The organism is Luteirhabdus pelagi, assembly GCF_016827595.1.
In the GTDB taxonomy this organism is placed as follows: domain Bacteria; phylum Bacteroidota; class Bacteroidia; order Flavobacteriales; family Flavobacteriaceae; genus Luteirhabdus; species Luteirhabdus pelagi.
This window is the reverse complement of the sequence record NZ_JAECMS010000004.1, coordinates 44546-65357: the sequence shown is the minus strand read 5'-3', so window position 1 is coordinate 65357 and position 20812 is coordinate 44546. Positions and strand designations below refer to the sequence as shown.

The 20812-nt window shown below is 42.0% G+C and carries 21 protein-coding genes; 7 read left to right on the top strand and 14 right to left on the bottom strand.

Going from position 1 to position 20812, the window contains the following annotated elements; genetic code table 11:
- Window positions 1-75: 75 nt before the first annotated feature.
- Complete coding sequence (locus tag I4Q58_RS11200) at window positions 76-822, bottom strand: hypothetical protein (RefSeq protein WP_203295971.1); 747 nt, start codon at window positions 820-822, stop codon at window positions 76-78.
- Between the two features lie 182 nt (window positions 823-1004).
- Here I4Q58_RS11200 and I4Q58_RS11195 point away from each other — a divergent pair, with 182 nt between their 5' ends.
- Entirely contained in the window at window positions 1005-1634 is a 630-nt protein-coding gene (locus I4Q58_RS11195) for a 7-carboxy-7-deazaguanine synthase QueE (RefSeq protein ID WP_203295970.1), read from the top strand.
- Window positions 1635-1680: 46 nt separating this feature from the next.
- Here I4Q58_RS11195 and I4Q58_RS11190 read toward each other — a convergent pair whose 3' ends face one another.
- A complete protein-coding gene (locus I4Q58_RS11190; RefSeq protein ID WP_203295969.1) occupies window positions 1681-2223 on the bottom strand; it encodes a DUF2911 domain-containing protein in 543 nt (180 codons plus the stop codon).
- Between the two features lie 249 nt (window positions 2224-2472).
- On the opposite strand from I4Q58_RS11190, the gene gyrB reads away from it, so the two are divergent.
- The 3 genes from gyrB (at window position 2473) to mdh (ending at window position 6548) form a co-directional block, all read left to right on the top strand.
- Window positions 2473-4413 carry a DNA topoisomerase (ATP-hydrolyzing) subunit B gene (gene gyrB, locus I4Q58_RS11185; protein WP_203295968.1) on the top strand — a complete coding sequence of 647 codons (1941 nt, stop codon included), beginning with the start codon at window positions 2473-2475 and terminating at the stop codon, window positions 4411-4413.
- A gap of 75 nt (window positions 4414-4488) precedes the next feature.
- The gene (locus tag I4Q58_RS11180; protein WP_203295967.1) at window positions 4489-5520 is read left to right on the top strand and encodes a DUF6588 family protein; all 1032 of its coding nucleotides are present in this window, start codon (window positions 4489-4491) and stop codon (window positions 5518-5520) included.
- 101 nt (window positions 5521-5621) lie between these two features.
- Window positions 5622-6548, top strand: coding sequence for a malate dehydrogenase (gene mdh / locus I4Q58_RS11175; RefSeq protein ID WP_203295966.1), 927 nt, complete (start codon window positions 5622-5624; stop codon window positions 6546-6548).
- A 72-nt stretch (window positions 6549-6620) separates the two neighbouring features.
- Here mdh and I4Q58_RS11170 read toward each other — a convergent pair whose 3' ends face one another.
- Window positions 6621-9173, bottom strand: a complete 2553-nt coding sequence (locus tag I4Q58_RS11170; RefSeq protein ID WP_203295965.1) for an adenosylcobalamin-dependent ribonucleoside-diphosphate reductase — start codon at window positions 9171-9173, stop codon at window positions 6621-6623.
- Window positions 9174-9608: 435 nt separating this feature from the next.
- Here I4Q58_RS11170 and secDF point away from each other — a divergent pair, with 435 nt between their 5' ends.
- Window positions 9609-12695, top strand: a complete 3087-nt coding sequence (gene secDF, locus I4Q58_RS11165) for a protein translocase subunit SecDF (protein WP_203295964.1) — start codon at window positions 9609-9611, stop codon at window positions 12693-12695.
- Window positions 12696-12755: 60 nt separating this feature from the next.
- On the opposite strand, the gene arsB is transcribed toward secDF, so the two are convergent.
- From arsB to I4Q58_RS11110, 11 genes are all read right to left on the bottom strand, one after another.
- Window positions 12756-13802 (bottom strand): ACR3 family arsenite efflux transporter, encoded by a 1047-nt coding sequence (arsB, locus tag I4Q58_RS11160; RefSeq protein WP_203295963.1) that lies wholly within the window; start codon window positions 13800-13802, stop codon window positions 12756-12758.
- The gene (locus I4Q58_RS11155) at window positions 13799-14416 is read right to left on the bottom strand and encodes an arsenate reductase/protein-tyrosine-phosphatase family protein (RefSeq protein WP_203295962.1); all 618 of its coding nucleotides are present in this window, start codon (window positions 14414-14416) and stop codon (window positions 13799-13801) included. Before I4Q58_RS11155 ends, arsB begins: the two co-directional genes overlap by 4 nt.
- A 9-nt stretch (window positions 14417-14425) precedes the next feature.
- Window positions 14426-14896: a DUF6428 family protein gene (locus tag I4Q58_RS11150; protein WP_203295961.1), complete on the bottom strand. Its 471-nt coding sequence runs from the start codon at window positions 14894-14896 to the stop codon at window positions 14426-14428.
- Between the two features lie 2 nt (window positions 14897-14898).
- The gene (locus tag I4Q58_RS11145) at window positions 14899-15513 is read right to left on the bottom strand and encodes a hypothetical protein (protein ID WP_203295960.1); all 615 of its coding nucleotides are present in this window, start codon (window positions 15511-15513) and stop codon (window positions 14899-14901) included.
- Window positions 15514-15576: 63 nt separating this feature from the next.
- Window positions 15577-15909, bottom strand: coding sequence for an ArsR/SmtB family transcription factor (locus tag I4Q58_RS11140; protein ID WP_203295959.1), 333 nt, complete (start codon window positions 15907-15909; stop codon window positions 15577-15579).
- 74 nt (window positions 15910-15983) lie between these two features.
- Window positions 15984-16478: a DUF192 domain-containing protein gene (locus I4Q58_RS11135; protein ID WP_203295958.1), complete on the bottom strand. Its 495-nt coding sequence runs from the start codon at window positions 16476-16478 to the stop codon at window positions 15984-15986.
- A gap of 1 nt (window position 16479) precedes the next feature.
- Complete coding sequence (lgt, locus tag I4Q58_RS11130) at window positions 16480-17304, bottom strand: prolipoprotein diacylglyceryl transferase (protein WP_203295957.1); 825 nt, start codon at window positions 17302-17304, stop codon at window positions 16480-16482.
- A 56-nt stretch (window positions 17305-17360) separates the two neighbouring features.
- Complete coding sequence (gene yidD, locus I4Q58_RS11125; RefSeq protein ID WP_203295956.1) at window positions 17361-17597, bottom strand: membrane protein insertion efficiency factor YidD; 237 nt, start codon at window positions 17595-17597, stop codon at window positions 17361-17363.
- A gap of 41 nt (window positions 17598-17638) precedes the next feature.
- Complete coding sequence (locus I4Q58_RS11120) at window positions 17639-18259, bottom strand: anthranilate synthase component II (RefSeq protein ID WP_236002906.1); 621 nt, start codon at window positions 18257-18259, stop codon at window positions 17639-17641.
- 54 nt (window positions 18260-18313) lie between these two features.
- On the bottom strand, window positions 18314-18880 hold the full coding sequence (locus I4Q58_RS11115) for a YceI family protein (RefSeq protein WP_203295955.1): 567 nt from the start codon (window positions 18878-18880) through the stop codon (window positions 18314-18316).
- Between the two features lie 33 nt (window positions 18881-18913).
- Complete coding sequence (locus I4Q58_RS11110) at window positions 18914-19366, bottom strand: MarR family winged helix-turn-helix transcriptional regulator (RefSeq protein ID WP_203295954.1); 453 nt, start codon at window positions 19364-19366, stop codon at window positions 18914-18916.
- Between the two features lie 151 nt (window positions 19367-19517).
- Here I4Q58_RS11110 and I4Q58_RS11105 point away from each other — a divergent pair, with 151 nt between their 5' ends.
- Together I4Q58_RS11105 and I4Q58_RS11100 are read left to right on the top strand one after the other, a co-directional pair.
- Window positions 19518-20087 (top strand): TlpA disulfide reductase family protein, encoded by a 570-nt coding sequence (locus I4Q58_RS11105; RefSeq protein WP_236002905.1) that lies wholly within the window; start codon window positions 19518-19520, stop codon window positions 20085-20087.
- Window positions 20084-20728 carry a thioredoxin family protein gene (locus tag I4Q58_RS11100; RefSeq protein ID WP_203295953.1) on the top strand — a complete coding sequence of 215 codons (645 nt, stop codon included), beginning with the start codon at window positions 20084-20086 and terminating at the stop codon, window positions 20726-20728. The genes I4Q58_RS11105 and I4Q58_RS11100 overlap by 4 nt, the downstream gene beginning before the upstream one ends.
- The last annotated feature ends 84 nt before the right edge of the window (window positions 20729-20812 follow it).

Sequence of the window (20812 nt, the reverse complement as noted above, 5' to 3'; positions counted from 1 at the left end):
AATTTTGGGTAAAAATACTATTTATACCCAACATACAGCTTGAAATTTGGCGCAATGAAAAAAGCAAGTATGGATCTAGCTTTTCTTTTCGATATAGATATTCGAGCTACCCACGCTACGCAAATTTACGATGTCCCCATTGCCTTCACGTACAATGGCAACTGTTATAACGTCGCCAGTTGTGACAGAGATAGTTTCGGTAATGTGAAGAGAAGCACTTCTATGGCCGCCATTATTTCGCATGTATCCAGTAGAACCGAAAGAACCCACCCCAGTGCCATTCACATTTATTCTTATTTCTGGTGCATTTCTAGCTGTACCAGAGGAGTTAAAAAGTGATACGTTGACTCGAATCTCGTAGCGGCCAGTTTCGTTGATGGTTATCTGATTGCCCCCAACAACATAAAGCGATGTGTTGTCGTTCCATTCCATAGTGCCGAAAACGGGAAGGTCGATTGCTGTATCTGGATTAACGTCTGTGGTGGTATCGGTATTGCTATACTTTACCGAATCTCCCTTTGTATCGGTGGATATTCGGGAAGTAACCGCAGCCCATACGGGAACTGTTGAAATCCCATCATTATACTCAATAGCATTAGTGTCGGTATTAAATAGCAGCAAACCAGTTGCCGGTGATGCAATCGCGTCTCTTTCTGCAGTCGTTAATCTTGGAAGCAATACGCCAGCATCTGTAGAAGAAATATCAAGAATTGCGGAAGTATCAGGAGTCGTGGTTCCGATACCTACTTGAGCTAAAGTCGATATTGTTGTGAATAATCCTAATAGTATAACAGGTAGAATTCTGTATGATAGAAGTTTCATAATAGGGAGCTTTTGGAACAAATCTAATCGGCTTGTCATTTTTTGAGAAGACTTCAAACTTTTATTTGTTAAATTTTCGATAAAATGAAAGATTTTTCGTTCAAATCACATGTATAAAATTGTAAGTTGACTTTTGCTAGGATAAAAAATGCTGTTGCCGTAGGTTTGTGTATTTTTGCGCCATGAATGAAGCCGTGAAACAAAAGGTTGAAAGAGGAGTAATGCTTCCTTTGATGGAGGAGTTTTATACCATACAGGGAGAAGGCTTCCATAAAGGAACGGCTGCCTACTTTATTCGCGTGGGAGGCTGCGATGTAGGCTGCCATTGGTGCGATGTAAAGGAAAGTTGGAACCCAGATATTCATCCACCTTCAGAAATCACTTCAATAGCAGAAAATGCTGCCCACTATTCAAAAACGATTGTCATTACCGGTGGAGAGCCATTAACCTGGGATATGGGTCCTTTAACATCGCTTTTGAAGGAAAAAGGCTTGGATATTCATATCGAAACATCGGGAGCCTATGACCTTACCGGAACATGGGATTGGATTTGTCTTTCGCCAAAAAAAATAAAGCTTCCAAAACCCGACATCTATAACAGGGCTAACGAGTTAAAGGTTATAGTGTATAACAATAGCGATTTCGATTTCGCAGAAGAACAAGCAGAGAAGGTTGCTAAGGATTGCATTCTATATCTTCAACCCGAATGGAGCAAGCGAGACAAAATGATTCCGAAAATAGTGGACTATGTCATGAAACACCCCAAATGGAAGGTGTCACTTCAAACACACAAATACCTTAATATTCCATAAAAAATCCCATCGAAGTGGGATTACTACTATTCAATAGCTAGCGGCATTAATTTGCCAGTATAAAGGGTATTTCCACATAGGTGCTGTCCCATCCAATCATTAAGGTGGTACCGTTGCTTTCCGGCCTAAATACCATCGACAAAGATTCCGTAGGTGCTGCTGCGGTTTTAGCCTCTACATTCATGCGCGCTAGATCCTTTTCTTTCTTATAGCTGTAAGCACCCCAAACATTCGTATCACCGTTGATAATGATCGTCCATTCGTCTTCATTTGGAACCGTGTATAGGGTATAGGTGCGTGGTGTTAAGGTGGTGCCATTAAACTTCATTGTTTTGTACAATGTGAGTTCGGTTGCTTCATTCGCTCCAGTTCGCCATACTTCACCATAAGGAACCAAATCCCCAAAGATATCACGTCCTTTTTTCTGCGGTCGGCTGTAAATCACGCGTGCAATAGGAGGTGTATTTCGATCGGCTCTTGCCATGGTGAGGTCCATCGGGCTTGAGTCCATTTTAGGGAAGGTTTGCGCTTCGGCACTTGAGAAGCTTATTAGTAGAAAAAAGACAGGTAGGAACAATAAATTCTTCATAGTTTTTTTGGTATTAAAGTCGATTAATTAGGATCGAACTTACAGTAAAGAAACGCCTAATTACAATTCATAGTATGCCAATTTCATACCAAAATTGCATGGTTTTCAATTTGTATCCTTTTTACGGACCGTTTTTCCACATTTTTTGTTAATAACTTACCCCTTCCAACTAGCCCAAACCCCCAATAATATAAGGGCTTTTGTTATATTTGTTTGGATTCAAATTTGTTTGAAAAACAACCTAATTTTATGAAGGACGAAAAAAATATTAAAGTGTATGGTGCCGATAGTATCCAGGCACTTGAAGGGATGGAGCACGTACGCATGCGACCCTCCATGTATATTGGCGATGTAGGTGTCCGAGGGCTGCACCATTTGGTGTACGAAGTTGTGGACAACTCCATCGATGAAGCAATGGGAGGCTATTGCGATACCGTGCAGGTCTGGATTAATGAAGATAATTCCATTACGGTAGAGGATAATGGCCGAGGAATTCCAGTCGATTTACATAAAAAAGAAGGTGTGTCTGCGCTTGAGGTTGTTATGACTAAGATTGGTGCCGGTGGTAAGTTTGATAAGGACTCCTATAAGGTTTCAGGTGGTTTGCACGGGGTAGGTGTTTCCGTGGTAAATGCGCTTTCCGAAAACCTTAAAGCCACTGTACATCGCGATGGTAAAATTTGGGAACAGGAATACGAGCGCGGCAAACCGCTATATCCTGTTAAGTCGATTGGTGAAACGGATAAACGTGGGACTATCGTAACTTTCAAACCTGATCCACAAATATTCCAACAAACTCTAAATTATAATTATGATACGCTTTCTAGTCGAATGCGTGAGTTGGCGTTTCTTAACAAAGGACTTACCATTAGCATTACCGATAAGCGTAACGTGGAGGATAATGGTGAATATGTTAGTGAAACGTTCCATAGTGAAGAAGGCCTAAAGGAATTTATCAAATTCTTGGATGAAACCCGTGAACCTGTTATCAAGGAAGTCATTTCTATGGAAGGGGAAAAGAACGACATTCCCGTTGAAGTAGCCATGGTTTACAACACTTCTTTTAATGAAAACCTTCATTCCTACGTTAATAATATCAATACCCATGAGGGAGGAACACACCTAACGGGTTTTCGTCGTGGACTAACAACTACATTGAAGAAGTATGCCGATGCTTCCGGAATGTTGGATAAATTGAAGTTTGATATCTCGGGTGATGATTTTCGGGAAGGATTAACAGCCATCGTTTCGGTGAAGGTTGCCGAGCCACAATTCGAGGGGCAGACCAAAACAAAACTTGGGAATCGCGAAGTATCAGCAGCGGTAAGTCAAGCGGTTTCCGAAATGTTGGAAAATTACCTAGAGGAAAATCCAAACGATGCCAAAACGATCGTGCAAAAAGTTATCCTCGCTGCACAAGCACGTCATGCCGCTAGAAAGGCCCGTGAAATGGTACAGCGTAAAACCGTGATGGGTGGTGCCGGACTTCCTGGTAAGCTGAGCGATTGCTCTGAACAGGATCCGGAACAATGTGAAGTATTCCTTGTCGAGGGTGACTCGGCAGGAGGAACGGCCAAACAAGGTCGTGATCGTAATTTTCAAGCTATTTTACCGTTACGTGGTAAGATTTTGAATGTTGAAAAAGCGATGAGTCACAAAGTTTTCGAAAATGAGGAAATTCGAAACATTTTTACAGCTTTAGGAGTTACCGTTGGTACCGAAGAAGACAGTAAAGCATTAAACCTTGAAAAACTTCGCTATCATAAAATCGTAATTATGTGTGATGCCGATGTCGATGGTAGTCACATTGCAACATTGATTCTTACCTTCTTCTTCCGTTATATGAAGGACTTGATCGAAGCAGGTCACGTGTATATCGCTACGCCTCCACTATACCTGTTGAAAAAAGGTAAGAAATTGGCGTATGCTTGGAGCGATGAAGAACGTGCGAAGCTAAATGAAGAAATGGGCGGCGGCGCGAGTATCCAGCGATATAAGGGTCTTGGTGAGATGAACGCAGAACAACTTTGGGACACTACCATGAATCCTGAGTTCCGAACGTTACGCCAGGTAACCATCGATAATGGAACTGAAGCCGATCGAATTTTCTCAATGTTGATGGGCGATGAGGTGCCACCACGTCGTGAATTCATCGAGAAGAACGCAAAATATGCAAATATCGACGCTTAATACGAAGCGTTAAATCTTTCAGAACAACCCGTGCCAACTCGCACGGGTTTTTTATTTTTCAGAAAACCTAACGTCATGAAAACGAAATCCCTACTTTTTATTTGCACATTAGTTCTCACAATTTATCCGTCGTCTGCCCAGGAAAACCTGGAAGATATACTCGCTGCTGGTGTTGCTGATGCCAAACGCTTTGCATCGGCATATATGGGGCCGGGCTTCGATGGCGCTGTTCACAACACGGCTAACGGATGGGTACAATCTGCAGAGGTTAAGAAGCCATTGAAATTTGATATTTCTGTTGTTGGGAACGCTTCCTTTATCAAGGAAGATCAAAAATCGTTTTTATTGGATGAAAACGACTATAACAATCTATATTTCCGAAACGGACCGAATGCCCAGGGGGTGGCCACCGCCTTTGGAGAAAACGATCCCGATATCTTAGTATATGCTGAAGTAACCGACCCAACGGGACAGTTTACCGAGGAAGTAGAATTCTTTTTACCACAAGGTCTAGCATCTGCCGACCTAAATATTCTACCAACAGCGTTTTTACAAGCACGATTGGGAATCTTCAAGGCGACTGAAGTGAAGTTTCGGTACTTTCCAAAAATAGAACGGGAAGATGTTGAAACTGGTGTTTTGGGTTTTGGACTGCAGCATGAATTTTCACAGTGGTTAGCCCCTGAAAACACTTTTCCAGTGGCGCTTTCAGGAGTTATTGCCTACACCAACCTTAGCGGGAATTATGATTTTACCGATGACGAGATCATCGATGGTGATAACCAAAAATTTAATGTCACTCAGAATAGCTGGTTGTTTCAACTACAAGCTTCAACTAAAATGAAAATCTTCAATGTGTATGGTGGAGTAGGATATGTTTCCGGAACCTCAGAATTTGACGTACTGGGAACATATCGGGTGGAGGCTGGAATCCCGCTTGTGGAAAATACAGCTACCTTTACCGATCCGTTTTCTATCGATCAAAAAACTTCGGGATTACGTGCATCGATAGGAGTTTCCCTTCGTTTAGCATTTTTTGGGCTGCATGCCGATTACAATATTGCGGAATATAATACCGCTTCCGTGGGGGTTCACTTCGGAATTTAATAATTTGTTATCACAATTTCAGGCAGATAATCGTACTTTTGCACTCGGCTACCCCTGTTGGTAGCGACCAATCAATTTCTCATTCAAAAAATATATAGATAATGAAAGTTACAGTAGTAGGAGCAGGTGCTGTAGGTGCAAGTTGTGCCGAGTACATTGCCATTAAAAATTTTGCTAGTGAAGTAGTTTTAGTAGATATTAAGGAAGGATTCGCCGAAGGAAAGGCGATGGACTTGATGCAAACCGCTTCTTTAAATGGTTTCGATACAAGAATCGTAGGGTCGACTAACGATTACAGTAAAACTGCCGATAGCGACATTTGTGTTATCACTAGTGGTGTACCACGAAAGCCTGGAATGACACGTGAAGAGCTTATCGGAACTAATGCCGGTATCGTAAAATCGGTTTCTAGCAGTTTATTGGAACATTCTCCTAATGCCATCATCATCGTGGTAAGCAACCCAATGGACACAATGACCTACTTGGTTCACAAAACAACCGATCTTCCTAAGAACCGAATTATAGGAATGGGTGGCGCATTGGATAGCGCACGTTTTAAGTATCGCTTGGCAGAAGCGCTGGGTGCTCCAATCAGCGATGTCGACGGAATGGTAATCGGTGGTCATAGCGATACCGGAATGGTGCCACTAACCCGTTTGGCTACTCGTAATAGCGTTCCCGTAACTGAATTCATTTCTGAAGATCGCCTAGATCAAGTAAAAGAAGATACGAAGGTTGGAGGGGCAACCCTTACCAAATTATTAGGAACTTCGGCTTGGTATGCGCCAGGTGCCGCCGTAAGCGGATTGGTACAAGCGATTGCTTGCGACCAGAAGAAAATTTTCCCATGTTCTACCTTGTTGGAAGGTGAATACGGATTAAACGATCTTTGCATCGGTGTTCCTGTTGTGTTAGGACGAAACGGTATCGAAAAAATTGTCGATATCGAATTGAACGATGCAGAAAGAGACCACCTAAAGACAAGTGCTGAAGGTGTTAGCAAAACCAATGGTTTGTTGGAGCTATAAAAAGTTTTTCATGTAGTTGAAATAAAAAAGCCTCCGAATTTCGGAGGCTTTTTAGTATACAAGTAGAAAGCATTAGCCGCATTTCGAAGAGCCGCAATCCTTACAGGTCAGGCAACCTTCTTGATAGATAAGTTGCGACGAGTTACAGTTATCGCACTTCTGCTTACGGGCCAATGTACCGTCGGCAACATAGCGTTTCAACGCTCGTGCCACACCATTTTTCCAAGTGTTGATGCTTTCGCTATTTAACTGAAGGCTATTGATAAGCTCGATGGCTTTGTCAATTGGCATACCATGACGGAGCGTACTGGAGATTAACTTTGCATAGTTCCAGAACTCTGGGTCGAATTTATGCGACAGGCCTTCAATCGTGGTCTTATAGCCACGCTTGTTTTGATATTGGAAATCGTAGCGTGACGTACCGTCTTCATTTCGATTTTTGATAATCAACCCTTCATTCACCCAACGAGGAATAAGAATACCATCCTCATCATCGGCTAAACCAGTGAAAATTTCATATGGCTGGTCTTCAATCAAGCCGATAAAAGCAATCCATTTTTCCTTATTATTCTGAAACCGAACCACGTCAGCTTGTAAGATCTGTGGACGTTTGGTCGGGAATTTGGTCAACGTTTCTTCCTCTTCAGTTTTCTTTTCATCATTGGAAATAAGAACCCCGCTTCGAGAACCATCGCGATACACGGTTACACCTTTACAACCGGCCTGCCAGGCTTCCAAATACAGTTCACCTACCAATTCTTCACTTACATCATTCGGAAGGTTAATGGTAACACTGATACTGTGGTCTACCCATTTCTGAACACGACCTTGCATACGCACTTTGTTCAACCAATCCACGTCGTTACTGGTGGCTTGGTAGTATGGCGATTTCTTTACCAAAGCATCCAATTCAGCTTGTGTGTAGTTTTTGTTGGTATCATGACCTTGTGCATGCATCCATTCCTTAAAACGGTGGTGGAACACAACGTATTCTTCCCAAGAATCGCCTACTTCGTCTACAAAATCAACACGAACATTCTTATCGTTCGGGTTCACCTTACGGCGACGCTTATAAACAGGAAGAAATACTGGTTCTATTCCAGACGTCGTCTGCGTCATCAAACTGGTAGTTCCTGTTGGTGCGATGGTCAAAAGCGCAATGTTTCGTCGCCCGTGCTCCAACATTTCATAATACAGTTGCTCGTCTGCTTCCTTAAGGCGAAGAATAAACGGATTTTCCTTCTCACGCTCCGCATCGAAAATTTCGAAAGCACCGCGTTCTTTAGCAGTGTGAACGGAAGCGCGATAGGCTTCGATGGCAATTGTTTTGTGGATCTCCTCAGAGAAATCGATTCCGTCCTTGCTTCCATATTGAATACCAAGTGCCGCTAACATATCGCCTTCGGCAGTAATACCGATTCCGGTTCGGCGACCTTCTTCGGCTTTTCTGCGAATGTTCATCCAAAGGTTGCGCTCAACCATTTTTACTTCTTCCGTTTCAGGGTCGGCATCGATCTTTTCGATAATAGCATCTACCTTTTCCAGTTCAAGGTCGATGATATCGTCCATAATACGTTGTGCCGCTGCGATATGCTTTTTGAAAAGGTCGAAATTGAATTTCGCCTTTTTGGTGAAGGGTTCTTCAACATAAGAGAATAGGTTGATTGCTAACAAGCGACAGGAATCGTAAGGACAGAGTGGAATTTCACCACATGGATTGGTCGATACGGTCTGATAGCCAAGATCGGCATAGCAATCTGGCACCGATTCATTTGTGATGGTATCCCAGAACAGGATTCCAGGCTCGGCCGATTTCCAAGCGTTATGCACGATTTTCTTCCAAAGCTTGTTGGCTTCAATCTCTTTAGAATACTTCGGCGTATCGCTAAAGACTGGATATTTTTGGGTGTAGGTAGTTTCGTCTTTAACAGCTTTCATAAAGCCATCGTCAATTCGAACTGAAACATTTGCTCCGGTCACCTTCCCTTGTTCCATCTTGGCATCGATAAAATCCTCTGCATCTGGGTGGTTGATAGAAACGGAAAGCATTAAGGCACCACGACGACCGTCCTGAGCCACCTCGCGTGTAGAGTTTGAGAAACGCTCCATGAAGGGTACGATGCCTGTTGAGGTAAGCGCCGAATTCTTAACTGGCGATCCTTTTGGGCGTATGTGAGACAAGTCGTGACCAACGCCTCCACGACGCTTCATAAGCTGGACTTGTTCCTGATCTATTTTCATTATGCCACCATAACTATCGCTATTTCCTTTGTTTCCGATTACGAAACAGTTGGAAAGCGAAGCGATTTGATACGGATTTCCAATTCCGGCCATTGGACTACCTTGTGGTACGATGTATTTGAAGTCCTTAATAAGATCGAATACTTCATCTTTGGTCAATCCGTTTGGATAACGTTTTTCGATTCGGGCGATTTCCGAAGCGATACGCTTGTGCATATCGTCCGGTGTCTTTTCGTAGATGTTTCCGTGGGAATCCTTCAGGGCGTATTTATTCACCCAAACCCTTGCGGCGAGATCGTCTCCTTTAAAATACTTCAGAGAGGCTTCGTAGGCTTCCTCCTGAGTGTAGGTTTTTTTGCTTTTTGCGGTGGCTTTTACTTGCATAAATCAGACTGGATTATTTGGTTGTTATCAAATTGTATCGAGTATGTAAATATAGAAAACAGAACAAGCGGTTTTTCGAGCAATTTTCAAAAGTTGTCAAGAATGAATTGTTAATTAATTGTTAATCAGAAAACTATGAATTTATCAACATAAAAAAGTTGACAAATAATTTTTATTTGATGTGTTGTTGGCATATTTGAGTGGCGCAAGTGTTTGATCATCAGTCGATAGATTTTTACTCTTAATTTTTGTGGGTGAAGAGGACGCGTAAGATTTATTTAATAGGGCTGTTTAGTGCTGAAATAATAATTAAGGTATAAAACACTCCCTTTGCTTACCTATTTAAAAATTGAAATTAATTGGCATTTCTTTGCTGAAAAACTATATTTGCACACCCGAAAAATCGGGCTTACAACCATATAAACATTTTTGAGAATGCAGAATAAAGGACTCATTACCGTTTTTGCGATCCTTTTCGGATTGGTAAGTCTTTACCAATTATCTTTTACGTTTATCGCAAATAAAGTGGAAGGAGATGCGGAAACCTTTGCACAGAGCAAGTACAGCGAAGACGAACCCCAGCTTCGCCAAGAGGCAGAATCGCGTTACTTGGACTCAATTGGAGGAGACCCATACATCTTGGGAATCGACTATAATACTGCTAAGGACAAGGAGCTGAACAAAGGTCTTGACCTTAAGGGTGGTATTAACGTAATCCTTCAGATTTCGGTTCAGGATATTCTTCGTGGATTGGCTAACAATTCCAAGGACCCCGCCTTCAACCAAGCGATTGCAAATGCCAATGAACTTCAAAAAGAAAGTCAGGATACCTACCTAGAGTCGTTCTTCCAAGCCTTTGAGGAACTGCCCGGCGATAACCAATTGGCGTCACCAAACATCTTCTTCAACAAAAACCTTGAGGAGGATATCAACATCAATATGTCGAACGATCAAGTTCGTGGCGTGTTGGAACGAAAAATAGACGAGTCGGTAGCCTCTGCATTTGAAGTATTGCGGAAACGTATCGATAAGTTTGGGGTAACCCAACCAAACATCCAGCGTCTTGGAAATTCTGGGCGTATCTTGGTAGAATTGCCGGGTGCGAAGGATGTAGAGCGTGTTAAGAAATTATTGCAGAGTACTGCCCAGCTTGAGTTCTGGCATGTGTATAAGGCAGATGCTTTTGGCGGATTCCTTCAACAAGCCAATGAGCGTTTAAAGCAAAAAAATACAAATAGTTCGGATGCTGATACAGCTACTGAGGAAGCAACCGATGAAATGGAAGAAAACGAGCAAGTAGCTGATACTTCTTCAACAGAACAAAATGAAGCTGTCGCTCAGCAGGATTCTACCGAAACAGACGACCTAAGTGATCTTTTGGGTGGTGAAGATGTTGAAGATGAAGCTGCCGAAAACCCAATCTTCGACAAGGTAGTATCGCCTGGATTCCAGGGAGGTGCTACATTGGCGGTTTTCAAACTACAAGATACAGCAGCCATCAATTCATATTTGCGCATGCCTGAAATCCGTTCGCTATTGCCGAACGATCTTCGTTACGCGCGATTTGTTTGGGGATTGCCGACCACTCGAGAGGGAGTAGATGGCGAAGTAACAAGTCTTTATGCCATTCGTAGCAACCGAAACAATGAAGCACCAATTTCTGGAGGTGTTGTTACCGATGCTGCACAGACATACGATCAAGTAGGACGTGTGGCAGTTTCCATGCAGATGAATGGTCAGGGAGCCAAGAAATGGGAAGAAATGACGGGTGAGGCCTTCCAAAACCAAAGTCAGATAGCGATTGTGCTGGATGATATTGTATACTCTGCACCAACCGTTACAAACGGAGCTATTTCTGGAGGAAGTACTCAAATTACAGGTGATTTCACCATTACGGAAGGACAGGATTTAGCAAACGTATTACGCGCGGGTAAACTTCCTGCTTCAGCCGATATCATTCAGGCGGAAGTTGTTGGACCAACCCTAGGTCAGGAAGCGATTAGCAGTGGTATTATTTCCTTTATCATTGCATTAGGTTTCGTATTGCTTTGGATGATTTTCTACTATGGAAAAGCAGGTGCCTTTGCCGATGTTGCTCTAATTGTAAATATTCTGTTCATCTTCGGAATATTAGCTGGACTTGGCGCAGTGTTAACGTTGCCTGGTATTGCTGGTATCGTATTAACAATCGGTATTTCGGTAGATGCGAACGTACTGATTTTTGAAAGGATTCGTGAGGAACTGGCCAAAGGGAAAGCACAACGCGACGCCATTAAAGATGGTTTCAACAATGCCTTGTCTTCCATTCTTGATGCGAACATCACCACGGGACTTACAGGTCTTATTCTATTGGTGTTCGGTACCGGTCCGATTCAAGGATTCGCGACTACCTTATTAATAGGTATCCTTACATCATTATTCACCGCGATTTTTATCACGCGCTTGTTTATCGATGGGTATACCAAAAACAACAAATCGCTTACTTGTTCTACTTCTTTCACAAAGAACTTGTTCAAGAATGTGAACATCAATTTCTTAGGAAAGCGTAAAGTAGCGTATATCATTTCTGGAATCTTGATCCTTATCAGTTTAGGTTCGTTGTTTACTAACGGATTGAATCAAGGGGTTGACTTCGTCGGTGGACGTACCTATACTGTTCGTTTTGCGAAAACGGTTGATGCCAACGCTGTTGAGCAAGATCTGATCGGAGTCTTCGGAAGTGCTGAGGCAAAAACCTATGGTAGCGATAACCAGTTGAAGATTACCACAAAATATAAAGTTGACGAAGCAAGTCAGGAAGTAGACCAGGAAATTGAGCAAATGCTTTTCCAAGGCCTTCAACCCAACTTGCCTTCTGGAATGTCATACGACGACTTTAAGAGTGATGAAGAAGGAAAAGAAGTCGGTCGAATGGAATATTACAAAGTAAGTCCGACGATTGCCGATGATATCAAGAAAGCCTCTTTCTGGGCGGTGCTTGGTTCACTTATTGTAGTATTCTTATACATCCTATTACGATTTAGAAGATGGCAGTTCTCTTTGGGTGCTGTGGCAGCGGTATTCCACGATGTGTTGCTTGTATTGGGTATCTTCTCATTAACGTATAAGATTATGCCGTTTAGCATGGAGATCGATCAATCCTTTATTGCGGCAATCTTGACGGTAATCGGTTACTCCCTGAACGATACAGTGGTTGTATTCGACCGTATCCGTGAGTTCTTTAACGAGCACACAAGCTGGAAGATGAATCGTATAATCAATAGTGCCTTGAATAGTACGTTAAGTCGTACATTGAACACCTCGGTAACGACCTTAATCGTATTGCTTTCGATCTTCATTATTGGAGCAGAGTCGATTCGCGGATTGATTTTCGCCTTGATTGTAGGTGTATTGGTGGGTACCTATTCATCGTTGTTCATCGCAACGCCAGTATTCTACGATACTGTGAAGAAGCGCGGTATCGATTTAACGGATAAGAAAGACGAAGAGGAAGAAGCCGAAGCAGATAAGCCAAAGGCGTAATACTCTTATAGAATATAGATAGGAAGCTGTTTTTAGAACTCTAAAAACAGCTTCCTTTTTTTATGCCTCTTTCAAATAATACTTCTTTCGAAGCCAAAAGGAAACCCGAACCAACAGAATTAGGGCGGGAACTTCAACCAACGGACCGATAACGCCGGTAAACGCCTGCCCGGAATTTAGTCCGAAGACGGCGATGGCGACCGCTATGGCCAATTCAAAATTGTTTCCAGCAGCGGTAAAGGAAATCGCTGCATTCTTATCGTAGGTAGCGCCTGTAGCCTTACTTACAAAGAATCCGATAAAGAACATCAGTGCGAAATAGATAAGCAAGGGAATGGCGATTAGCAACACATCTTGTGGGAGTTCCACAATTAATTCACCTTTTAAGGAAAACATCACAACAATAGTAAACAGAAGGGCTATCAAGGTTAAGGGTGAAATGGTCGGGATAAAACTATTCCGATACCATTCTTCACTTTTTAAGCGAACCAATACCACACGACTCAATATTCCGAGCGCGAAAGGAATTCCTAGATAGATAGCAACACTTTCTGCAATGGTCGCAATGGATATTTCGACTATGGCGCCTTCAAATCCGAGTAGGGGAGGAAGTTTGGTGATAAAAAGCCAGGCATAAAAGCTATAGGCTACTACCTGAAAGACGCTATTCAAGGCAACCAAGCCAGCGCCATATTCACTGCTGCCTTCCGCCAAATCGTTCCATACCAACACCATTGCGATACAACGCGCTAGGCCGATCAAAATCAAACCAACCATGTATTCGGGGTGGTTTGGAAGGAAAATGATAGCGAGGAAAAACATCAGTAGTGGACCGATAATCCAGTTCAATAATAAGGAAATTGATAATACCTTTACGTTCTTAAATACTTTCGGAAGTAGAGAATACTTCACCTTCGCCAAGGGCGGATACATCATAATGATCAAGCCGATAGCGATGGGAATATTCGTGCTTCCACTGCTGAAAGAATTGACGATATCGGGAAAACTGGGGAAAAAATACCCAATGCCCACGCCAACCGCCATGGCAAGGAAAATCCAAAGAGTGAGATAACGATTTAGGAATCCGAGTTGCTTAGGTCGACTCATACGGTTTTTTCGATTTTTTGAAAGATATATTTTAATTCGGTGGCAATCTGAAGGCTGCGTTCGGTGTAGGTTTCCAATTCTTCGGAAGAGCCATCGGATGTCTTTGGATCTTCATAGGGAAGTGAAAACCGGGAGCTAGCACCTGCTACAAACGGACAACCACCATCGGCTTCGGTACAGGTCATAATGGCTGAGAAACCATGACTTGGATTAAAGTCATGCCCATATTCCTTTGAAAAGGCAATGCTAGGTACCTCCGTTTCTTCATATTTTAAAGCATAAACAGGATTGTCTTCTTGAGAAAGGCGTAATATCTCAAATCCTTGGGCTTCCAAAACCTCTAGAACAGTTGGATACACCCGAGTGGCCTCGGTACCGCCAGAATATGTTTGAACTCCTTCAATGCCAGTATAGATGAAAATTGCTTGAGCCCAAAGCTGGGCAAGGTGACTGCGTCTAGAGTTATGGGTACAGATAAAGAGGATGTTTAATCGGTCTTCATTGCTGAGTATATTGCTCCATTTCGTTGCAATAGGATCCAACAGTTCAAGGCGTTCATCATTGATGGTTGAGACATCCAGCCTTTCGATGGTTTCTTTTAGGGTGGAAAACATAGAAAAAACTTAACAGCAGTTAGACGATGGCGAACAACATGGCTCGGCCTGTATACTCGACAAGGCTCTTTTTTCCTTTTTTTCGGGAATGCCACAAGCATCCTTTGCCAAACAATCGGTTTGGGTCGAAACTAGTTGAAAACTACCATCTGCGAATTCCAATCCGTAGGTTTCAATGGTGTTGCCTTGGTATTCCACTTCTATCGCAGCATCAGTAGGAAGTCCTAATTTCTCGATGGAAAGATTTATGATGTTAACTAGTTTTTCAGGATGAAGGCGATGGTTGTAATCGTTAGCGCTCCACAGTTGAAAATTGATTTTCTCTTCTTCACGAAGGGTCCCCCCACAATCGATAAACTTCTTTTTAACATGGCCGATTTCAGTTACATGAAAGTGTTCCGGTACCAATACACCACTCGGCAAGGAAAAAGTTATAGTGTCTAAATGTGATAGGTTTTGTTTTATGTCTTCTAATGTCATAATTATTTTTTAAGTGAATTAAGTCTGAATGCAAGGTATATCATTTCTCTTGCAATATATTCTTTCTTAAACATCGGTAAGGCGATTGTAGATTTTTCTTTTGCTGCCATCGTATTGCTTTCGAATAGAATTGTTAAGTCGCCACCATAAGCTTCCTTTGCATCTTTAAATAATATAGGTGAAAACTCCCAGCTTCCATTACCGTATCTCACCGAGTAACGTCCATTGTTTTCCGAGGAAACGGTAAAGCCATAACTATCGATACCGTCAAGGGACCTATTCATTAGAGGGGAGTGAAGGCCTGCGATAACTATATCAATATTATCTATGTTGTAGTATTCTAGACCAGTTCGAAGCCAAACCGCTCCAAGTTGGACTTTTTCAGAGGCGTTTAAGTCAGCTAGAATAATTGAAACTGACTGGTTCTTATCGGTTTTTCGGGAAATAGCGTAGGCAATTTGATTCAGTTCTGCGATTCTATTTTTCGGAATTTCTGAAAATTCAGCTTCGATTGTTGTCACTGCGGAAGCAATTTTCAAATCTAAGTTTTGAGCGGATCCCGATAGCGTTAGTAGGCTAACTACTAAAATTGATACTATAAAGTTTAAGGGTTTCATAGTGTATGGGTTTTAAGTTAATATTTATTTATTGCAATAAAGCGATTAATTGATCTAAATTTTTTAACAACAATCTTCGGGAGCGGCTGTATCCTGGTTCATAAAGACTTCCATTTCCTGTTTCATCTGCTGCCAATTATCGGTATCGATACAATAGCAAACACTGGTGCCTTCCACATTTCCCTTGATAAGGCCTAAATTCTTAAGTTCTTTCAAATGTTGTGAAATGGTGGGCTGCGCCAAGCCTATTTCTGTCACCAAATCACCACAAACACAGCCCTCCGTTTTAAACAGCTGCTCCAAAATAGCGATTCGTGCAGGATGTGCAAATGCTTTTGCAAAAGTAGCAATGGTATTTTGTTGGGTAGTGAATAGTTCTGTTTTTGCGAGTCCCATATTTCTTATATTGTTATATTGCAATATTACGATAAATAGTTGAAAAGACGAATTATGTTATAAAATGAATATTCTTAGTTTGTTGAAGTAGTATACTCGATATAGTCGCCTTCCTCAAGTCCCCAACGGTCGCTAAGGCCAGCATTTACTTCCAAGACATAGCGAGCGGGCTGGGTGGAAGGGAGTGAGGTTTCATCCAATGGACGCGCATTTTTCTTAATGTCGACTATTTTGCGCGCTTCGTTTAAATAAATAATATCCAACGGAAATTCGGTATTCTTCATATAAAACGAGCGTCGTAATTCGTCTTCGAAAATAAACAGCATTCCTCGGTTTTCAGCCATACTCTGGCGATACATCAATCCGGTTTGGATCTCATAATCATTTTTGGCTATTTCGATATCCAAAGAGGCTACGATAGAATCGGTTTCGGCCTTTTTTAGCTGAAGTTCCCCTTCTTTTTTAAAGGAAACTTTTTTTGTTAATACCTTTTCCTCTTTCTTCTCCTTACAGTTAAATACCGTAAGGGAAAAAGCGAGTAATACGAGTAGTAATGAAAACTTCTTCATGTTATGCTATGGGTTTCTTTTTCGATTGCACCATTAGGAATATACCGACCAAAATAAACGGAATACTTAACCACTGACCCGTGTTTAAGGCCCATTCGGCACGTTCAGCTACTTGTGCTTCCTTGACGAATTCAACCAAGAACCGTACCGTCCAGAGCAGGATTAAAAACACTCCGAAAATATAGCCTAAATAATTTCGCTTGTCCGTTTTCCAATAAATGAACCACAGCAGTAAAAACACGATGATGTAGCCTGCCGATTCATATAACTGCGCGGGGTGTCGTGGGAAGTTTTCACCCAATTGCTTAAAAATAACTCCGTAATCGCTATTGGTTGGCTTTCCAATGATTTCGGAATTGATAAAGTTTCCAAGTCGAACAAAGATTCCACCACAGGCAACGGCAATTACGATTCGGTCCAAAATCCACAATACCGGTTTTTTCAACACCTTTTTGCTATAAATAAACATCGCAATAATGATGGCGATGGCTGCACCGTGACTGGCCAAGCCTTGAAAGCCGGTAAATTCGAATTCCGGAACAGTTTGGATGGGAAGAAAAACAGCTAGCGGATCTTCCCATATTAGTTCCGTTTGGTAGAATATAACATGTCCCAGCCGCGCTCCGAGTAAGGTAGCAACGACCATATAGATGAAAAGGCTATCGAGTTTCGTTTCAGATTCGTTTTCATTTTTGAATATTTTCTTCATAATGAACCATCCGAGGGTGAAGGCGATGACAAACATCAAACTGTAGTAGCGGATGACAAAGAAGCCGAGGTCGATTCCCGGGGATGGGTCCCAGACAATAGCCGAAAAATAGGTCATGGTTGTAATTTTTGTAGGTGTAAAGATAGCAAAACCGAAAAGGGTAACGTCGGTTCTTATTTTTCTTTTTTGGGAGGAACCGGATCATAGCCCGAACCGCCCCACGGATGGCAACTTCCTATGCGCTTTAAGGCTAACCATCCTCCTTTTAACAAACCATGGGTTTTCAGCGCTTCCACACTGTAGTGCGAACACGTTGGCGTGTATCTACAGGTAGAAGGGGTGAGGGGTGAAATCACTTTTTGGTACACCCGAATCAGGAATAGGAAGGGAGCGATTAGAATTGCTTTCATGGAACGACAAAGATACGGTGGTTGAAGCAGACTTCAACCGTTTACGAATGGCGAACCCAATTTTGGATTATTTTTTTGCCTTCAGGGGTTAACACGCTTTCGGGATGGAACTGAACCGCACGAAGATCATACTCCCGATGACGCAAGGCCATGATCTGACCGTTTTCATCCGCTGCAGTAATTTCAAGCATCGGAGGGAAGTTCTTTTTGGAGACGACCCAAGAATGATAGCGACCGATTTCAAAAGGAGACGTAATATTTTTGAACAAGGGTTCATCTTCAACTAAAATGAAAGCCTTCGTAGCCACACCATGGAAAACGTTCTCCAAATTTTCAATCGTACCACCAAATACTTCCCCAATGGCTTGCTGTCCTAAACAGACGCCAAGAATGGGCTTTGTTTGGTAATACTGAAGAAGTAAGGGCTTCAACAAACCAGCTTCATCGGGAATTCCAGGGCCGGGCGATAAAAGAATTTTATCGTAAGCTGCTACTTCTTCAAGTGAAAACCGATCGTTTCGTTTCACCACAACGTCGCAGTCCAATTCCTCTAAATAATGAACAAGGTTGTAGACAAAGCTGTCGTAATTATCGATGACCAAGATTTTCATTCGCTTGAAAATTTCAGCAAAGATAACGGGAATCTTTGTTGAAGAAGGCATAAAAAAAGGCTTGCCATAAAGACAAGCCCTTTGGTCGCAACTTTTTCTTTTTCATTAGAATTTTAGCGTCACGTCCAATACAAACGTATCGGAAATCGTGTTATCGCCTAAATTGTCGAAGAAACTTCCAGAACCATAGCGTGCATTGTACTTTGTTCGGTCAATACGGACGCTGGTAATAGCAGTGCTTTCACCCATCGTTAATTCAAAATCGATTGGGTTTGTAATTCCCTTAATGGTAAGGTCGCCTGTTACATCGTACACATTTCCTTCGCGTGTTGCCTTTTTGATGACCAACGTAGAAGTAGGATGGTTTTCGACACCGAAGAAATCGTCGCTCTTCAAGTGACCTTCCAATTTTCCTTTGCCGTCTCCTTCGAGGTCAGTACAAACGATTGAGGTCATATCGACTACAAATTCGCCACCGACCAAGTTGTTTCCGTCCATTTCTAGGTAGCCACTCTGTAGATTAATCGTCCCGTTGTGTGAACCAAGGACTTTTTTACCTTTCCATTCAATAGTGCTTTCCTCTACGTTAATGCTTTTACGGTCGGAAGAAGTAAAGGCTGCGGTGCCAGTGGCAACAGCCAAGATTAATATGGGTTTTGCGATTTTTTTCATAGCGTTCTGTTTTAAAATTATAGTTAGCAATTATTAGGATCGTAAGCTGTCCAGCAAACTATTTAGTTGCTGAAGTTCCTCACTTTTTAAATTTTCAATGATAGCGGCATTGTTGGCTTCGGTTATGGAATCCAATTCCGCTAATAATTCTTTTCCATCATCGGTGATGAAAATCTCCACCTTTCTTCGGTTTTGTCTGCACACCTGACGACGTACCCAACCTTTCTTGATCAGTTTATCGACCAATCGGGTGGTGTTACTGCTGCGATCAACCATACGCTCATTTATTGTACTTAGGTTGGCCGGAGCATCTTTTTGTCCGCGAAGGATACGCAGTACATTATATTGTTGAATACTCAAATCGAAGGGTTTCAGTTCCTGTGCAACTTGCTCCTCAACAATCCTACTGGTATACATCAGGTTAATAATTGTCTTGGTTGGAAGTGGCATTTCCTTAGATGCTTTTATGGCGTCTTCGATCTTCATATATGTATCAACAATATTTGTATATACAAATGTATGGTGAAAATGGAGTCTGTCATAATCTTTAACGTTTTTTTAAGAATCGCTTCAATCCCTTCTGATACAAATTGTTAAATCTGAAGGTTAGGTCAAGCCAATTCAATATTTTTAGAACATGAAACAAGTCATGCTATTAGCGGTGCTCGTATTGCTTACTTGCTGCAAGGAGAAAGAGGATAATGGTGATACTGCCACTATTGAAGAAAAAAGCGAAGCTAGCATAGTTGAAGAAGTTCCTTCCAATTCTAAAACTGTCTTATTACCTACTTACAATTTTGAAGGCCTGTCCGAGCGCTATTTCGAAGCGACAAATGACACCTTATATGTCATGAATTTCTGGGCAACTTGGTGCAAGCCCTGCGTAAAAGAGCTGCCAGCGTTTGAACAGCTTCGGGAAAACTATTCTGATAAAAACGTGAAAGTGGTGTTGGCGAGTCTTGATTTTCCAGATAAGGTAGAATCGCAGGTATTACCCTTCATCAAAAATAAAAACTTACAATCGGAGGTGGTTTTATTGGATGATCCCGATGGCAATACATGGATTCCGAAAGTTTCACGAGATTGGAGTGGTGCCATTCCGGCCACTATTTTCTTACAGAATGGGGAACGAAAATTCTTCGAACAATCCTTCACTTACGAATCACTTGAAAAAGAAGTACAAACGTTTATAAATCAACAATCATGAAAAGAAAACATCTTTTACTAGAAATAGTCGTGGTCCTCGTTACCATTGGTGCTATTTATGGATTTACCACAAAATCTTCCACACCTAATCTTCCTACCTTTGCGGATGGATATAGTATTGGAGACGAAGCAACCGACTTTGAGCTTAAGGATGTCGATGGCGATATGGTGTCGCTTTCCGACTATCCAGATGCGAAGGGGTATATCGTAATCTTTACCTGTAATACCTGTCCGTTTGCGGTCGCCAGTGAAGATCGGATCGTAGCCTTAGACCAAGAATTCAAGAAAAAAGGATATCCCGTAATCGCTATTAATCCGAATAACCCCGAGGTACAACCAGACGATACCTATGAGCTAATGCAAGCGAAGGCGAAAGAGGCAGGCTTCACCTTTCCATATCTATATGGAGGCTATAAAACGGTGTATGCTGCCTATGGTGCTACCAAAACACCGCATGTATACTTGCTTCAAAAGGAAAACGGTAAAAACATCGTAAAATATATCGGTGCTATCGATGATAATGTTCGCAATGGCGATGCCGTGAAGGAGCGCTTTTTGGCCAATGCCGTGAATGAACTGTTGGCTGGAAAAGAAGTGACCGTAAAGGAAACAAAAGCGATTGGTTGTAGTGTAAAACAGTAGACTACCATGAAATTGAAAGCAAACCGACTCGTTATCTGGGTCGGTTTATTTTTTGTTGAAGGTGAAGAAACCTAACATAATTCT

Excerpts from the sequence above, each read along its gene's own strand:
- I4Q58_RS11200 (WP_203295971.1), bottom strand. The coding sequence starts at position 822 with ATGAAACTTCTATCATACAGAATTCTACCTGTTATACTATTAGGATTA.
- I4Q58_RS11195 (WP_203295970.1), top strand. The coding sequence starts at position 1,005 with ATGAATGAAGCCGTGAAACAAAAGGTTGAAAGAGGAGTAATGCTTCCT.
- I4Q58_RS11190 (WP_203295969.1), bottom strand. The coding sequence starts at position 2,223 with ATGAAGAATTTATTGTTCCTACCTGTCTTTTTTCTACTAATAAGCTTC.
- gyrB (WP_203295968.1), top strand. The coding sequence starts at position 2,473 with ATGAAGGACGAAAAAAATATTAAAGTGTATGGTGCCGATAGTATCCAG.
- I4Q58_RS11180 (WP_203295967.1), top strand. The coding sequence starts at position 4,489 with ATGAAAACGAAATCCCTACTTTTTATTTGCACATTAGTTCTCACAATT.
- mdh (WP_203295966.1), top strand. The coding sequence starts at position 5,622 with ATGAAAGTTACAGTAGTAGGAGCAGGTGCTGTAGGTGCAAGTTGTGCC.
- I4Q58_RS11170 (WP_203295965.1), bottom strand. The coding sequence starts at position 9,173 with ATGCAAGTAAAAGCCACCGCAAAAAGCAAAAAAACCTACACTCAGGAG.
- secDF (WP_203295964.1), top strand. The coding sequence starts at position 9,609 with ATGCAGAATAAAGGACTCATTACCGTTTTTGCGATCCTTTTCGGATTG.
- arsB (WP_203295963.1), bottom strand. The coding sequence starts at position 13,802 with ATGAGTCGACCTAAGCAACTCGGATTCCTAAATCGTTATCTCACTCTT.
- I4Q58_RS11155 (WP_203295962.1), bottom strand. The coding sequence starts at position 14,416 with ATGTTTTCCACCCTAAAAGAAACCATCGAAAGGCTGGATGTCTCAACC.
- I4Q58_RS11150 (WP_203295961.1), bottom strand. The coding sequence starts at position 14,896 with ATGACATTAGAAGACATAAAACAAAACCTATCACATTTAGACACTATA.
- I4Q58_RS11145 (WP_203295960.1), bottom strand. The coding sequence starts at position 15,513 with ATGAAACCCTTAAACTTTATAGTATCAATTTTAGTAGTTAGCCTACTA.
- I4Q58_RS11140 (WP_203295959.1), bottom strand. The coding sequence starts at position 15,909 with ATGGGACTCGCAAAAACAGAACTATTCACTACCCAACAAAATACCATT.
- I4Q58_RS11135 (WP_203295958.1), bottom strand. The coding sequence starts at position 16,478 with ATGAAGAAGTTTTCATTACTACTCGTATTACTCGCTTTTTCCCTTACG.
- lgt (WP_203295957.1), bottom strand. The coding sequence starts at position 17,304 with ATGACCTATTTTTCGGCTATTGTCTGGGACCCATCCCCGGGAATCGAC.
- yidD (WP_203295956.1), bottom strand. The coding sequence starts at position 17,597 with ATGAAAGCAATTCTAATCGCTCCCTTCCTATTCCTGATTCGGGTGTAC.
- I4Q58_RS11120 (WP_236002906.1), bottom strand. The coding sequence starts at position 18,259 with ATGCCTTCTTCAACAAAGATTCCCGTTATCTTTGCTGAAATTTTCAAG.
- I4Q58_RS11115 (WP_203295955.1), bottom strand. The coding sequence starts at position 18,880 with ATGAAAAAAATCGCAAAACCCATATTAATCTTGGCTGTTGCCACTGGC.
- I4Q58_RS11110 (WP_203295954.1), bottom strand. The coding sequence starts at position 19,366 with ATGAAGATCGAAGACGCCATAAAAGCATCTAAGGAAATGCCACTTCCA.
- I4Q58_RS11105 (WP_236002905.1), top strand. The coding sequence starts at position 19,518 with ATGAAACAAGTCATGCTATTAGCGGTGCTCGTATTGCTTACTTGCTGC.
- I4Q58_RS11100 (WP_203295953.1), top strand. The coding sequence starts at position 20,084 with ATGAAAAGAAAACATCTTTTACTAGAAATAGTCGTGGTCCTCGTTACC.